This is a genomic window from Spiroplasma poulsonii (genome assembly GCF_009866525.1).
GTDB classification, from domain to species: Bacteria; Bacillota_I; Bacilli_A; order Mycoplasmatales; family Mycoplasmataceae; genus Spiroplasma; species Spiroplasma poulsonii.
The window spans coordinates 1429749-1444747 of sequence record NZ_CM020866.1 but is presented as its reverse complement, the minus strand read 5'-3'; the positions used below and the strand labels follow the sequence as shown (position 1 = coordinate 1444747).

Sequence of the window (14999 nt, the reverse complement as noted above, 5' to 3'; positions counted from 1 at the left end):
AAAATAATTAAGTGAAGGAGAAAATAATATGATTTTAGTAATAAATGCGGGAAGTAGTTCAATGAAATTTCAACTGTATAAAGTAACTAATAATAATTACGAAGTGATTTGTAAAGGTTTAGCGGAGCGAATCAATATTGATGGAATTTTTACCATTAAATTTAATGGGCAAGAGTTTCAAACAAATGAAGATTTATCAGACCACAGTGCAACAGCAAAGGTTTTAATTGCTAAGTTAAAAGAGCACAAGATTATTCAAGATTTTTCTGATATTCAAGGAATTGGGCACCGTATTGTTCATGGTGGTGAAAAGTTTACGCAATCAACGGTTATTACCGATGAAGTTTTTGCCGAAATTAAACGAATGGTAACATTAGCACCATTACATAATCCACCTGCAATTGCGGCAATTGAAGCGTTCCGTAGGATTGTTTCAGTTCCAAATGTAGCTGTTTTTGATACATCATTTCATACCACAATTCCAGAAGAAAATTATTTATATTCAGTACCATACGAATGATATACTGAGCATCAAGTTCGTCGGTATGGTTTTCATGGCATTTCATACCGTTACATTACAAAACGCTTACGAGAAGTTTTACAAAAACCTGCGGCAAATCTTAATGCCATTATTTGTCATTTAGGAAATGGGGCGTCTGTTTGTGCGGTTAAAAATGGAAAAAGTTTTAACACGTCAATGGGGTTAACGCCCTTAGAAGGATTAATTATGGGGACTCGTAGTGGTGATATTGACCCCTCAATTCATCAGTTTATTGCTAGCCAAACTGGTGCATCATTAGATGATATTACTAATACATTAAATAAAAAATCTGGTTTATTAGGAATTTCGGGGGTATCTTCAGATTTACGTGATGTCTTTAAAAGCAGTAAAGATAATAGCCGTAGTCAACTAGCTTTAACAATGAGTGCAAAACGAATCGCAAAGTATATTGTTGATTATGCCAATGATTTAGGAACTAAACTTGATGCTGTTGTTTTTACGGCTGGAATTGGTGAAAACTCAAGTGAAATGCGTCAATTAGTAATTAATGAAGTTAAACTTTTGAACTTAGAATTATCAACGCAAGCAAATCAAAGTTCATATGAAAATGAAATTTTAATTTCAACTCCACACGCAAGTTACCCAGTGTATGCAATGCGTACAAATGAAGAAGTAATGATTTGTGAAGACACTTATCATTTAATTAATAAATAAAAAATTAAATTAAAAGGGTTTAAAATTCTATTCAGGATTTTAAACCCTTTTTTATTATAAAGCAAGATGTTTAGCAAAGATTTTATTAACACTAAAATGAATAATGATAATCATTAATGTTGAAAAAATAAAAGTGAAAGCAGTATCTGAAATTCAATGAAATCTTTCAACAATAAGGGCAAAATTCATCGATAATATATGACATAATCATAATATGAAGCATAGTTTTATTTTTCAATTAATTTTATTATTGTTTTTATTTTTTAAAAATAAAAGAATTAATGCACCACTACAAAATGTTGCGTTAATATTACCACTAGGAAAAGCATATTCTCATGGTGTTTTAAATGTTGGCATATTGGGATTGTTAAATAAGGCAAATGCTGGTTTTCATCATGGGTATTGTCATTCTGTGGGAATATTATTAACATAGCCATTCCCAAGATTATAACCGTAACGAAAAGATGATTGTAAATAGTGATCTAAAAAGGTGGTATGTTCTTGTATTAAATCACCAAAAATAGCATTATAACAGTAAATTCGATGAGTTGCTCCTTTCATAATAACAATAATAAAATAAGACACAATTAAAAAACTTGCGGTTTTTACGGCTTTTAATCAATGTTGTTCCGTTAATAGGCGTTGTTTTTTAACTAAACAATAACGAATATAGTATAAACCAAGACTCAAGAGAATTGTTTGATAAAAGAAAACTAAAATTGCACTTGTTAATTTATAATGGTAATCATCAAATAAAATAAAATCAATTCTAGGTCCAAATCCGTCATCTTTCCTAGGAATTAATGCTAAATTAACGGTATTTCCAATTACTCAGGCACTTAAACCTAAAAAATAATAAGCAGCTGTAATTCAATAGTGTTTTTTAAATTTTTTGTTTTTTTGATTAATTTTTATTAAAAACCATGTTTCAATTAAAATTGCAAGATAAATTATTACAACTACAATTAATTCTGTATTTCCTAATTGATCATAAAAATAAACTCAGTATTTTACAAATTCATTTGTTAAGACTTTTGCAAATTCGACAGCAATTTGATAATCAATTGGATACCATCCTGTTGCAATTAAAAGACCAATACTAACAATAACATAATTAATAATGGAATGGCAAAAAATCAAAAAACACCACTTTTCTTCATAAAAAAATTTATTTGTTTTTGGTGCATATCTTGGCTCCATTCTTTCATAATTATAAAAGGATTAATAAAAAATGATAATTGTTATCTTTTCCATTATATGTTAAAAAACCATCATAAAAAATATTTTTTTCGTTTATTTTAAAATTTTTCACGGTATAATTACTCTGAACATTATTAATAGATAAAATAATTGTTAATTGGTTTTAACTGTTAGTTCACAAAGGGTTTTTAATTGAATTTAAAGTTAGATATAATATTAAGTGGGCAATGTCATATAGGTGATTAAAATGAAGACAAATTTCAAAAAGTATTTTCAAACATTTTTAATATATATTCCATATTATTTATTCTATATTTTGGAATTTCATTTTTTTAACGCGTTTTATTCGCCATTATACTAATTGAGCTTTTATTACTGTGACTTTAAATTTAATCTATATTATTTTAATAACGGGTTCTTTTTTATTTTTCTTAGCAATTTTAATTCAAGTTTTACAAAATTTTAAGCATTATAAACGGATTATTTTGCAATGAGATAACATTTTAAAAATCAATATTATTGTAATATTATTGTGAATAACTAATATTTTATTATTATCATATAAGGTTTATGTTAATACTTCTGCCACAGTTTTGGTTAATCGGTTTACGCAATTTTACTATCAGTTTTACCAATCAATTTTAATTTCATTTTATTTCTTTTATGCTTTATTTGTTATTACTTTTTTTGTTACTTTAATTACCTTTCAAATTTACTTAATTTATTGATATAAGATTAATGATTTAATTTATTTTAATCCATTGATTAATTTAACATTATTCTTTATTATTTTAAGATCATATACTTTTGTTAAGTATCGAATTAATGATTTAATTATTTTTTTATTAAAAAAATTAATTTTAATATCTTTTCTAATTGCAAATATAATTAAAAGTTATCGTTTACTGCTTTTTAAAAAGGAAACAACCCCACCACAAATGTTAGAATTTAAAATGATTTTATAAAGGAAATATTTTTATTAAAATTTAATTTATTATTTAATAATACTTAAGAGATATAATTAAATTTACTAAAATTAAAACAAAGGAGAAAGAAAAAATGAAAAAAATGATGATGATTTTAACTTCATTAGCATTAACAACACCAATTGCAGGGGCTGTAATTGCTTGTAAAGATGTTAACAAAGGGGGCCAAACTGAAGATGGGTTTCCAACAGTTACTAATATTAAAAGACAATTAAAAAAAGAAGGGTACAATATTGATAATTTAGATGTTGATTTGGCACCAGGAATGAAATCAGTAATAATCCGTTTTATGCCAGGGGCACCAAACCGACCATTTTCAACAAAAGAAATGGCTTTAACATGACCAACAACTGACATTAATAAAATTATTACCGTTACATCAATGCCATATGATAAAGGAATGGGGAGCCCCTTAGCAGCACAAACTGTATTAGATGCTGTTAATGGCTTAAATGGGACGAAATTTACTCTTGCTGATGTTGACGTTGATGTTGATCAAATAACTCATAATTCAACAATTACTCCAAAAGCGGGGGGAAATTTTACTGGGACACCAATAACAATTGTTAATGAACCAATCACCTTTCCTGAAGCCTTTCCGCTAACAAATATTGGTGATATCTATATTGATGAAACATTATGAAATAATTATAAAGATAAGCAGGAGAATAACAAAACAGTGTTAACGGCTGCTATTATGGAGTTTGTTGGCGATCGCAATCGTTTTGCAGCTTTATATAAAAAGACAATGTTTGAGGTAATGATGAATGTCATGATAAACGATGATGTTACCTTAACAATTGATACAAATACTGGTGTGGGAAATCTAAAGATTGAAGCAAGTGCGGTTGGAGTTATTAATAAATCAGTTTTAACAGCTAACTTTACAATTCATTCAACGCCACGAAAATTTTTAAATGATAAGAATGCAAAGCCAAAATCGGGTAGCACAATTAATGTATCATTAGATAAAACTTATACTGAAGCAACAGTTGATATGTTACGTTATGATCTTGTGACAAAGTTATTAGGACAAGAATTTGCTGATCAATATAAAGATATTTGGTATGATGAAATTTGAGTAGTCTTTAAAGCAGAAAATTCAGGAGCAACGGTTAATGCTAAACCAGGGTCAAAAATTTTAGCAGCATCTGATGCTTTAGCATCATCAATGACAAATATTCCATCGTATACTTTAAATGTAACTTTTGCTTAAAAGAAAAAAGAAACTCATTAACTTATGAGTTTCTTTTTTTGTTATGACAGTTTATAATTAAAAAGACATATTAATGATCGTTTATAAAATTAAGGGGGAGCAGTATGACAACAATTTCATATGTTTTATTAGGTATTATTTTAGGTATTTTAGTTATTTTTTTAGGAATTTATTTATTTAAATCAAGTAAAAAAACAATGGCCAATAATGATTCAGCATTATTACAAAAAGATATTAAAGCATCAAAAGAAATTTTAGAAAAACAAGTAACAATGTTACAAGGGCAACTTACAGAACAAAAACAAGAATTATTAAAATTAATTAGTGAGTTTCAGCGTTCTTCGATAACTAATGATAATGAGTTTAATCGAAATCTTACAAGCTTATATGAGGGTTTAAATAGTTTTAAAAACAATTTATCAAAGCAAGACAGCGATTTAAAAAATAACTTAAATCAACAGGGGCAGTCTATTTCAAAATCATTTAGTGATGTTTTATCAAATTTAAATGTTTTAAAAGAATCATCAGTAACTTTAAAAGAAGTCGAAGAAAAAGTTAAAGCATTAAATGATATTTTTTTAAATAATAAAAAACGAGGTAATTTAGGAGAATATTTGTTAGAAAAAGTATTGAGTGATATGTATGGGGAAGGACATCAAGGATGAGAACGCCAGTATCGCTTACCAACCGGAACCCTAGTTGATGCGTTAGTTAAAACTGGCGGAGCGAAGGAAAACATTGCGATTGATGCTAAGTTTCCGTTAACAAATTATAATAAATATTTAGAAACTAGTGAAAAAGCAATTAAAGATAAATTTTTAAACTTATTTAAACAAGATTTAAAAGATCGCATCAATGAAGTTGCAAAATATATTAACTTAGAAAATGAAATTTCAAGTGCAATTATGTTTGTTCCCTCAGAAGATTTATTTGCTTTTATTTATGGTCAATTCCCTGAGGATGTTATTACTTTTGCTTTTCGAAAGAAAGTGTGAGTTACTTCACCAACAACTTTGTCTGCTATTTTATTTGTGTTAGAAAAACATATGCGTGAAGTTGCTTTTAATAAAAACTTAGAAGTTATTAAAAATAATTTATTGCGAATAAAAAGTGAATTCGACCGTTGAGTTGAACGATGAGAAGAATTTACGAAAAACTTTACAAAATTAAATGGCAATATTGACCAATTAAATACCACACACCATAAAATTCATAGTCAATATAATAAAATTTTAAATGATCAACAATTAGAACAACCTCTTGATGAAGTCTAAAACAAAGAGGAAAAGGAAAAACCATGTATCCAAAACTAATATGAAATTTACCCCGTATTAAAACAAATTGCCAAATAATGGTGCAAGAATGTACAACTAGAAACTTAGACCTTGTCGGGGTTGTTAAATTGGGGGCCGGCCAAGAAAAAATTGTCTCAACATTAATAGAAAGCGGAATTAAAACAATTGCTAATTCCCGCATTTTAAACTTGCAACAATTTGTCCATTTTCCAGTTAGAAAAATGTTATTACGATTACCAATGTTAAGTGAAGTTACAATGGTTGTTAATAATGCTGATTGTGTTTTGGTATCTGAACTTGCAACAATTAAGGCTTTAAATCAAGCGGCACAAATTATTAATAAAAAATTTGAAATAATTTTAATGATTGAAACTGGTGATATTCGCGAGGGATTATGAGATGAGGCATTAATTTTTCAAACAGTTAAAGCGGTATTATCGCTATCGCATATTAAGTTAACTGGTTTAGGAACTAATTTTGCTTGTTTTGGTGCAACAGTTCCCACTGTTAAAAAATTAAATCAATTAGCAAACTTAAAACAACAATTAGAACAACATTTTAATATTATGTTGACAATTATTAGTTGTGGTAATTCAAGTCATATTACAATTTGAGATAACCCACAATTAGACCGAGCAATTAATCAAATTCGGAGTGGGACAGCTTTATTAATTGGTTTAGGTTTAAATGATGAACCAATTCCTTTTTTACAACAAGATAATTTATGATTAGAAGCTGAGATTATTGAATTGCAAACAAAGCCAAGTGCATCAATTGGAGCACGAGGATTAGATGCTTTTGGCCGGGTAAAAGAATTTGATGATGTTGGCAATCGGGTAAAAGCAATAATTGCCTTAGGACGACAAGATTGTCCTTTCGAGGAATTAACACCTTTTGAAAAAGGAATTACTATTTTAGGACAATCAAGTGACCATACAATCTTAGATGTTGCTGATTATCAGGAACAATTAGCAGTTGGTGGCATTATTAAATTTAAAACAACATATTTAGCAAACTTAATGTTAGGAACTAGTTGTTATGTTCAAAAAGAATTTTTAGAATAACAATAGTTTGGTTAACTACTCTTACTTGGCTATGGTAAAATAATATTACTAAATCAAAAAAGGTTTAGGTTATTTTTATGGTATAAATAAATTTTTAAAAAATATTAATTATATTAAATATCAATAACCTGTATCAACAAATATTTATAAAAATAGATTTTATATTTTTATATTTTTTATTTGTAAAAATATAATATTTTTGTAATTTAATAAAAAATATCAGAAAGGGACAACAAATAAAATGAAAAGACTTTTACAATTATTATTAATTACCACAATTGCAAGTAGCGTTTTACCAATAACAATTGCTGCTAGTTTATGAAAAAAAGAAACCAAAATAGAAAACAAACCAAATGATTTTTTAAAAGCAAATAGTTTTAAAACAAGTCATAAAACAAAAAGAGAGAATCATCCGATATTTTTACCAAAATTAATAAAAAATACCAATTTAGGGAAAATTCCTACAAACAGCGAAGAAGACATTTTACAGCAAATTATTGCCTTAAATAGAAATGTTAGGAGGAATGAAATTGCTGTTGCAAGATTATTAGATAATCAAGCACAAATCGTGTTGCGAGAAAACTTGGAGAACAATACTTTTTATCAAAATAATTTTATCTGAGTAACTTTTGAGACTCAAGGTGATATTGAAATTAGAGTCGGTAATTCAGTGTTTTATTGCAGTTCTGATCAAGTTCATTTAAGACGAAACAATAACAATTCATCACTTTTTAATAATTTTTCAAATCCAACTTCGTCTTTATTTAACGATCATACAAGTATTAATTTAGGAATAATTCCTAATAATCAATTAGATACGATTATCAACGGTATTAATAATTATTTATTAAATCATAATGGTGCTAATTTTTTGGATAATTAATATCTAGTACATTATAGTCATTCTGATGCTATTATTGCACCAAAATTTTCACAATATGAAGGTGAAATTGTAGTAACTTTTACTCCAAACACAATTGGCTTAAATTCAATAATTACTAACACTGATTTAGGAACAATTAGTCTGCAAGAGTTTCTTCCAAGAATATATCAGTTAAATCCTTTATTAAATAATTTACCACTTTCTTTTGCTTTTATTTCATATAATGAGGCAATTGTTTGAACAAATGATAATGGATTATACTTTGGTTCAGTAAACGTTACATATAATCTTGATGCTGTAACTAACAATATTCCAGACCAATCACAAAATAAAAAATTTGATTCGCCAAATAATTCGGGAGAACAACAAAATTTTAATAATACACCACAACCAGCACCAACCGCGTTGCAACAAATTCCAGCTTCAGCAGCAAGCTCATCGTACAATAATGATAATTTTAATGGCGGTAAAAAAGCTAAGAATGTTGTTATTGTGTTAGATGAAAACACGCAAGGTGGACTCTTACATACTGGTGATAGTTATATTGGAACAAATAATGGTGTTATTTTAAACTATGCTCAAAAAGGGGAAAAAGTCATAACTTTACAAATTTGAATTTTCCAATCGTTAATCTTACAGCAGACGGTAAAGGTGGAGTTTTTTCTCTTAATAATATTGGTGAGATTTATCATTTAGATTCACAAAAATTAAGTTCAACTTTAATGCCAAATCTAAAAAGCAGCAATTTAAAAAAAAAGAACTATTGCTTTATTTCAATAATAGAAAAGAAAATGTTACCATATCTTTTACGGCTAGTAACAATATTAATTCATTTGATATCTTTACCTTTAACCTTGGGAAAATAAACCCATTAAATTATAAATATATTGAATTTAATGATGTTGATTCCCATGCAGGAACATATTGAGGAAAAACAAAGTATGGTTATCCTTATGAAAACGAAGATAAAGTAAGATATAAATATACCATTCCAAAAATAAATTATACTTTTAATAGTTTACTAAAGACAAAAGATAATTTATTAGAAAATATTATTACAAACAATAGTAATATTAATGGTGGAACGCCAATTCAAGAAATTGATAAAACAACGTCTAATACAATTCAAGAAATTGATACCTATTACTATTCTGCCTGAATGGGGTCAAAACAAAAATTTGGAATAAATTTTTATTGATATAAGGGTAATTATTACTTTCAATTAATTTTATTTCATTTGTTAGATTGAAGAGCTTCTTATGCTAGTTTAGAAAGCAAAATACAACTTGGGAATAATAGACTTCTTGCGATACCCTTTTTTATTAAAATATTATTATAAAATATAATTTATGAGGACATAAAAATATGAACAATAATAAATTTAATACTCTTAATGATAGAGAATGGTTAAGATTAACAGGAATAAAAAAATTCACTTTTAATAAAATGTTAGATATTTTAAAAGTTGCTGAAATAGAAAAATTTAAAAAAGGTGGTAAAACTAATAAATTATCATTAGAAAATAGATTATTGATGACTTTATTATATTGACGAGAATATCAGACTTATTTTCATCTTGGTAAAAGTTTTGATATTAGTGAGGCTAATTGTTATCGTAATATTAAGTGAATTGAAGATATTTTAATTAAAAACTCTGATTTTCAACAACTTGCTGGTAAAAAAGCACTAATAAATGATTATTTTAATGATAAAACTATTATTATTGATGCTACCGAAACTCCAATCCAACGCCCAAAAAAAGACAAAAACAATCTTATTCTGGTAAAAAGAAAAAACACACGATCAAAACACAAGTAATTATCGAACAAGAAACCAAAAAAATTATTGCAACAAGTTTTTCGCTCGGAAAAAAACATGATTATGCTTTATTTAAAGAATCAAAAATCCCAATTTTAAAAAATACCAAATTAATAGTTGATAGTGGTTATCAAGGAATACAAAAAAATCACAATAATGTTCTAATACCTACAAAGAAAACAAAGAAAAACCCTTTAAACAAAGAACAAAAGCAATATAATAGACTAGTTTCAAAAATGAGAATTATTATTGAAAATATTTTTGCTATTCTTAAAAAATTTAAAATTATTACAGAAAAATATCGTAATCGAAGAAAAAGATTTGGTTTAAGATTTAATTTAATTGCCTCAATTTATAATTTACAATTATTATATTTAACATAAAATATTTATTTAAAATTAAATAATTTAAATAATAAATTAATTTTTCGTTGTGGAAAAATATTAAATTTTTAAATAAAAAACATAATTAATTAAAATTATATTTTTCTATTAGTATCTTTTTTACAAATATTTGCAATTTTTTAACAAGTAATGCAAGAAGTCTAATATTAGACTATATAATTAAATTTCAAAAACAGGATTATTTTATTAGTAATCCTGTTTTTTCGTTTAAATTTTTAATGTAGTGTTTAAAATCATAATTGATATTTTAATAATTCTTGTGATGTTTAATAGTCTTCTTGAAATGTTTGAATAATTTAGATTGTTATTTAGATTGTTATTTTTTTAAATAACATTTACAATATAACTAAAGGTCTAGGAAAAGAGGAAAAATAAAAATGAAATTAATTGAGACAAAATTAAAACTTTTAAATGGAGTTGAAATCCCGTTAATTGGCCTAGGAACTTATAAATTAACTGATTAAACCGAAACTTATCAAACTGTTTTAACAGCATTGCAAAATGGTTATCGTCATATTGATACAGCACAATATTATGGGAATGAAACAATTATTGGAAAAGCAATAAAAGATAGTGGGGTTCCCCGTAATGAAATTTTTATTACAAGTAAAATTTGAAATGCTAATCATAAATATGATGCTGCTTTACAAGAAGTTGATAATATTTTGCAAAGATTGGATATTGATTATTTAGATTTGTGTTTAATCCATTGACCAACTGTTGATCGGAATGAATGTTTTCGAGCATTAGAAACTGCTTATAAAGCAAAAAAAATTCGAGCAATTGGCGTTAGCAATTTTGAAGTTAGTCATTTACAAGAATTGATGACAATTAGTGAAGTTAAACCAATGGTTAACCAAATTGAATTACATCCTGGCTTAAATAACACTGCTGTTGTTTAATTTTGCCAACAAAATGGCATTATTGTTGAATCATGAGCAACACTAATGCAAGGAAAATGTGTAACAAATCCAACCATTTTAAAAATTGCGGAAAAACATCAAAAAAGTCCAGCTCAAGTTTGCTTAAAATGAGCAGTACAACAAAACATTGTTGTTATTCCAAAATCAACGCATAAAGAACGTTTGATTGCTAACACTCAATTAGATGATTTTATGTTAGATGAAGCAGATATGGCAACATTGTTTGCATTACCACAAGAAAAATTAGGACCAGATCCAAATTATGTTGATTTTTAAAATTATTAGTTAATAATTTTAAAAATCTTTTTTTTGTTATAATTTACAATATAGCTTAACAAAAGGAATGATATGATGAAAAAAATAATAGGTATCCTAGGAACAATAACAATGATTGTAACACCTGTCACAACAGTAATTAGTTGTAATCAACAAGAAAGACATTATGTTCCAACGCGAAATACTGATATGGAAGCTGATATTAGTCAGTTTTTGTCGCAGTTTACTTTGCAAGCATTTAACGATGAAGGTGATTACTGAGTAAAACATGATAATGATGATTTAATTTTTACAACCTTTAATAAGGAAAAAGAAGCCCACACTTTGGCACCAATCATTAATTATGACTTTAATAATTCAGAAGCAGTTTCAGCTTTTGAATTACCAAAACAAAACATTTTATTTAAAACATATCTTGTTGCAATGCCATCAAAGTTACCACCACTAGAACAATTGTATCGTGATTTTCAATTATTTTCCTTGATTAGAAATACTACTGCATATAGTTATACAAAGGGTGAAACAACAATGCAAGAAATTACGATTGATGGCGAACATTTAACAACAAAAATTTATTATTTAACAATTAATTTAAATAGTAATGTTTTTTGAAATTATGAAATTAATAAAGATTTATTAAGTTATTTAATTAATTATATCCAAACGAATCCAAGTTTTATTTTTTCACAAAATATGACTGACGAAGCAATTATTACAAGATGGTTAACAGCTGTTTACACTGACTCTAATAATTTCAAAATTAGTAATATTAAAACAATTAAAAATATTTCGGATTTAACTGCTTATTTAACTGATAAACTTAATTTTCAGTTTAATAATTTAGATACTAAGCAAATTGGTAAGCAAGGTGAATTTAACTTTAATGTTAGTGATCAAAAAAACAATTATCGTTGACAATTGAACCAGTTAAAATATGAAATTCGTTAAGAATAATTGTTATGTGTTATTTTCTTTTATAATTTAAACCAACGGTATTTTTAATTTTTGTTAATTTTTTATTGGCAAGATAGCGAGCTTTTTCTGTGCCAGCATCAATTAATTGGTCAATGGTATCATCTTTAATTAGTTGATGATATTTTATTTGAATTGGTTCTAAGGTTGCAATAATTGTTGATGCTACTTCTTCTTTTAACTGACCATAATCATAATTATTTAATGTTTTAACAGCAGTTTCAATTGTGATGTTTTTTAAAACAGCATAAATTGTTAAAAGATTACTTACCCCTGGTTTTTGTTCAGGATTATAAGCAATTTTCCCGTCAGAATCAGTTATTGCGGAACGAATTTTTTTACGAATAATGTCTGGGGCATCTAATAATTCAATAAAAGATTTTGGATCATTTGAGGATTTACTCATTTTTTTAGTTGGATTTTGTAAATCCATAATTTTGCCACCAACAGGGGGAATAAAATCATTAGGAAGTTTAAAAAGTTCTTGTTGGTAACGATTATTCATTCGTTCTGCAATGTTTCGTGTTAATTCAATATGTTGTTTTTGATCTTTCCCAACTGGAACTAGGTCAGCATCATATAATAAAATATCAGCAGCCATTAAGGTTGGATAAGTTAATAGTCCGGTTGGAATAAATTCAGTTCCATTTTCCGCTTTCATTTTAATTGATTTATCTTTAAATTGTGTCATTCGTGATAATTCTCCAACAGTGGTGTTACATAATAAAATATGGCTTAATTGGGTTAATTCTAAGACATCTGATTGAACATAAATAATTGCTTTGTTAGGATCTAAACCACAAGCATAATATAACGCAATCATATTTTTAATATTGCTTCGTAATTCTTCTTTTCCAATGGGAATTGTAATTGCATGTAAATTTGCAACAAAAATAATTAAATTATTATCTTTTTGTAATTCAATAAAATTTTTAATTGCGCCAATATAATTTCCTAATGTTAATTGTCCAGTGGCAGTAATTCCTGAGACAATTGTTGGTTTTTTTCCTTCCATCTTTTTTCCGTCCTGTTCCAAAATTAATGATATATTAGTATTATCATAGCAAATAATTTTATCTTTGCCATCAAAAAACAAGGAAAAATGATGTTTTTTCTTGAATTTTCATTGTAATTTATTTACTATTGCTAGAACAAATAATATAATAATCTCATAGACTTAGAAGGAGAGTACAAAATTATGTCAAAAATTGAGAAAATTTATGCTCGTGAAGTAATTGATTCACGAGGTAATCCAACGGTTCAAGTTGAAGTTTGAACAGAATTTGGTGGATATGGTTCAGCGATGGTGCCATCAGGAGCTTCAACAGGAAGCCGTGAAGCACTAGAATTAAGAGATGGTGATAAAGGACGTTACCAGGGGAAAGGTGTCTTAAAAGCTGTTAATAATGTGAATACAAAAATTGCTGAAGAACTTGTTGGTATGGAAGCAACTGATCAAGTTGCAATTGATAAAGCCATGATTACTTTAGATGGAACAGATTTTAAAAAGAATTTAGGGGCTAACGCTATGTTAGGAGTTTCAATGGCGGTTGCTAAAGCAGCTGCTTGTGAATTAGAACTACCATTATATAAATATCTAGGCGGAGTTAATGCTAAAAAACTACCAGTACCAATGTTAAACATTATTAATGGTGGAGAACATGCTGATAGTTCAATTGATTTCCAAGAATTTATGATTATGCCTGTTGGAGCACCAAGTTTTAAAGAAGCGCTACGATGATCATCAGAAATTTTCCATACGTTAAAAAAAATCTTACATGATAAAGGAGACATTACTGCGGTTGGCGATGAAGGGGGCTTTGCACCACACTTTAATTGAGCTTATAAAGATCAATCATTAGCATCATTCCAAGCAAGAACACCAGCTGAAGTTGCCTTAGACTTAATTGTTGATGCAATTAAAGCAGCCGGATATAAACCAGGCGAAGATGGAGTTATGATTGCAATGGATTGTGCTTCATCAGAATTGTATTTTGAAGATAAAAAATACCACTTTAAGAAAATTGAAAAAGTAACTGGTAAAGAATATGCAATGACAACAGAAGAATTAATTAAATATATTGATAAATTAGTTGACACATATCCAATTATTTCCGTTGAAGATGGTTTAACAGAAGCAGACTGAGCTGGATTTGAATTACAAGTTAAAACAATGGGACACAAAATCCAAATTGTAGGAGATGATTTATTTGTTACAAATCCAAAAATTACAACGGAAGGAATTGCTAATGAAGCTGCTAACTCAGTTTTAATTAAATTAAACCAAATTGGAACAGTTACTGAAACGATTGATACAATTCAATTGGCCCAAAAAGCTGGATGAACAGCAGTTGTTTCACACCGTTCGGGAGAAACAGAAGATTCAACAATTGCTGATTTAGCAGTAGCTTTAAATGCTGGACAAATTAAAACGGGAAGCATGTCACGAAGTGACCGTATTGCAAAATATAATCGTTTATTAGCAATTGAAGATGAATTAGGACCTGTTGCTGAATATGATGGAATTAAAACATTCTATAATTTAAAAAAACATGTTTTACATTTAAAAAAATAGTTATTTTAATTAGCAAATTAAATTGTATAAGGCACCATTATGTGCCTTTTTGTTTGACAATGTTAATATATTTACAAGTAAAGGAGTATACACTGTGGATAAATTTATTGAAATAGGTGGTTTACTTAAAACTACATAAGGGGTAGAGTATTATACGAAAATAGAAGATTA

General features: G+C 27.4%; 15 protein-coding genes and 1 pseudogene. 13 read left to right on the top strand and 3 right to left on the bottom strand.

What is annotated here, in order from left to right; genetic code table 4:
* Window positions 1–28 precede the first annotated feature (28 nt).
* On the top strand, window positions 29–1216 hold the full coding sequence (locus tag MSROBK_RS08165) for an acetate kinase (RefSeq protein ID WP_040093904.1): 1188 nt from the start codon (window positions 29–31) through the stop codon (window positions 1214–1216).
* A gap of 54 nt (window positions 1217–1270) precedes the next feature.
* On the opposite strand, the gene MSROBK_RS08160 is transcribed toward MSROBK_RS08165, so the two are convergent.
* Window positions 1271–2356: a phosphatase PAP2 family protein gene (locus MSROBK_RS08160; RefSeq protein ID WP_227991205.1), complete on the bottom strand. Its 1086-nt coding sequence runs from the start codon at window positions 2354–2356 to the stop codon at window positions 1271–1273.
* Window positions 2357–2793: 437 nt separating this feature from the next.
* Here MSROBK_RS08160 and MSROBK_RS08155 point away from each other — a divergent pair, with 437 nt between their 5' ends.
* From MSROBK_RS08155 to MSROBK_RS08135, 5 genes are all read left to right on the top strand, one after another.
* Window positions 2794–3381 (top strand): hypothetical protein, encoded by a 588-nt coding sequence (locus MSROBK_RS08155; RefSeq protein ID WP_040093902.1) that lies wholly within the window; start codon window positions 2794–2796, stop codon window positions 3379–3381.
* Between the two features lie 94 nt (window positions 3382–3475).
* Window positions 3476–4618: a hypothetical protein gene (locus tag MSROBK_RS08150; RefSeq protein WP_040093899.1), complete on the top strand. Its 1143-nt coding sequence runs from the start codon at window positions 3476–3478 to the stop codon at window positions 4616–4618.
* Between the two features lie 104 nt (window positions 4619–4722).
* Window positions 4723–5892, top strand: a complete 1170-nt coding sequence (gene rmuC / locus MSROBK_RS08145) for a DNA recombination protein RmuC (RefSeq protein WP_040093897.1) — start codon at window positions 4723–4725, stop codon at window positions 5890–5892.
* Between the two features lie 23 nt (window positions 5893–5915).
* A complete protein-coding gene (locus MSROBK_RS08140) occupies window positions 5916–6977 on the top strand; it encodes an alanine racemase (RefSeq protein WP_040093895.1) in 1062 nt (353 codons plus the stop codon).
* Window positions 6978–7218: 241 nt separating this feature from the next.
* Complete coding sequence (locus MSROBK_RS08135; RefSeq protein ID WP_040093893.1) at window positions 7219–7860, top strand: hypothetical protein; 642 nt, start codon at window positions 7219–7221, stop codon at window positions 7858–7860.
* A gap of 11 nt (window positions 7861–7871) precedes the next feature.
* On the opposite strand, the gene MSROBK_RS08130 is transcribed toward MSROBK_RS08135, so the two are convergent.
* Window positions 7872–8369 (bottom strand): hypothetical protein, encoded by a 498-nt coding sequence (locus tag MSROBK_RS08130; RefSeq protein WP_159373255.1) that lies wholly within the window; start codon window positions 8367–8369, stop codon window positions 7872–7874.
* Window positions 8370–8623: 254 nt separating this feature from the next.
* Here MSROBK_RS08130 and MSROBK_RS08125 point away from each other — a divergent pair, with 254 nt between their 5' ends.
* From MSROBK_RS08125 to MSROBK_RS08110, 6 genes and pseudogenes are all read left to right on the top strand, one after another.
* A complete protein-coding gene (locus tag MSROBK_RS08125; protein WP_040093887.1) occupies window positions 8624–9199 on the top strand; it encodes a hypothetical protein in 576 nt (191 codons plus the stop codon).
* A gap of 26 nt (window positions 9200–9225) precedes the next feature.
* On the top strand, window positions 9226–9678 hold the full coding sequence (locus tag MSROBK_RS14070) for an IS5 family transposase (RefSeq protein ID WP_040092647.1): 453 nt from the start codon (window positions 9226–9228) through the stop codon (window positions 9676–9678).
* Entirely contained in the window at window positions 9663–10061 is a 399-nt protein-coding gene (locus tag MSROBK_RS14065; protein WP_242441474.1) for a transposase family protein, read from the top strand. Before MSROBK_RS14070 ends, MSROBK_RS14065 begins: the two co-directional genes overlap by 16 nt.
* A 500-nt stretch (window positions 10062–10561) precedes the next feature.
* Window positions 10562–10984, top strand: a pseudogene (locus tag MSROBK_RS11800) (aldo/keto reductase); the annotation flags it as partial.
* A gap of 45 nt (window positions 10985–11029) precedes the next feature.
* Window positions 11030–11281, top strand: a complete 252-nt coding sequence (locus tag MSROBK_RS11795; RefSeq protein ID WP_052443529.1) for an aldo/keto reductase — start codon at window positions 11030–11032, stop codon at window positions 11279–11281.
* Window positions 11282–11353: 72 nt separating this feature from the next.
* A complete protein-coding gene (locus MSROBK_RS08110; RefSeq protein WP_146182470.1) occupies window positions 11354–12229 on the top strand; it encodes a lipoprotein in 876 nt (291 codons plus the stop codon).
* Window positions 12230–12245: 16 nt separating this feature from the next.
* Here MSROBK_RS08110 and trpS read toward each other — a convergent pair whose 3' ends face one another.
* Window positions 12246–13268 carry a tryptophan--tRNA ligase gene (gene trpS / locus MSROBK_RS08105; RefSeq protein WP_040093882.1) on the bottom strand — a complete coding sequence of 341 codons (1023 nt, stop codon included), beginning with the start codon at window positions 13266–13268 and terminating at the stop codon, window positions 12246–12248.
* Between the two features lie 183 nt (window positions 13269–13451).
* On the opposite strand from trpS, the gene eno reads away from it, so the two are divergent.
* Window positions 13452–14828: a phosphopyruvate hydratase gene (eno, locus tag MSROBK_RS08100; protein WP_040093879.1), complete on the top strand. Its 1377-nt coding sequence runs from the start codon at window positions 13452–13454 to the stop codon at window positions 14826–14828.
* The last annotated feature ends 171 nt before the right edge of the window (window positions 14829–14999 follow it).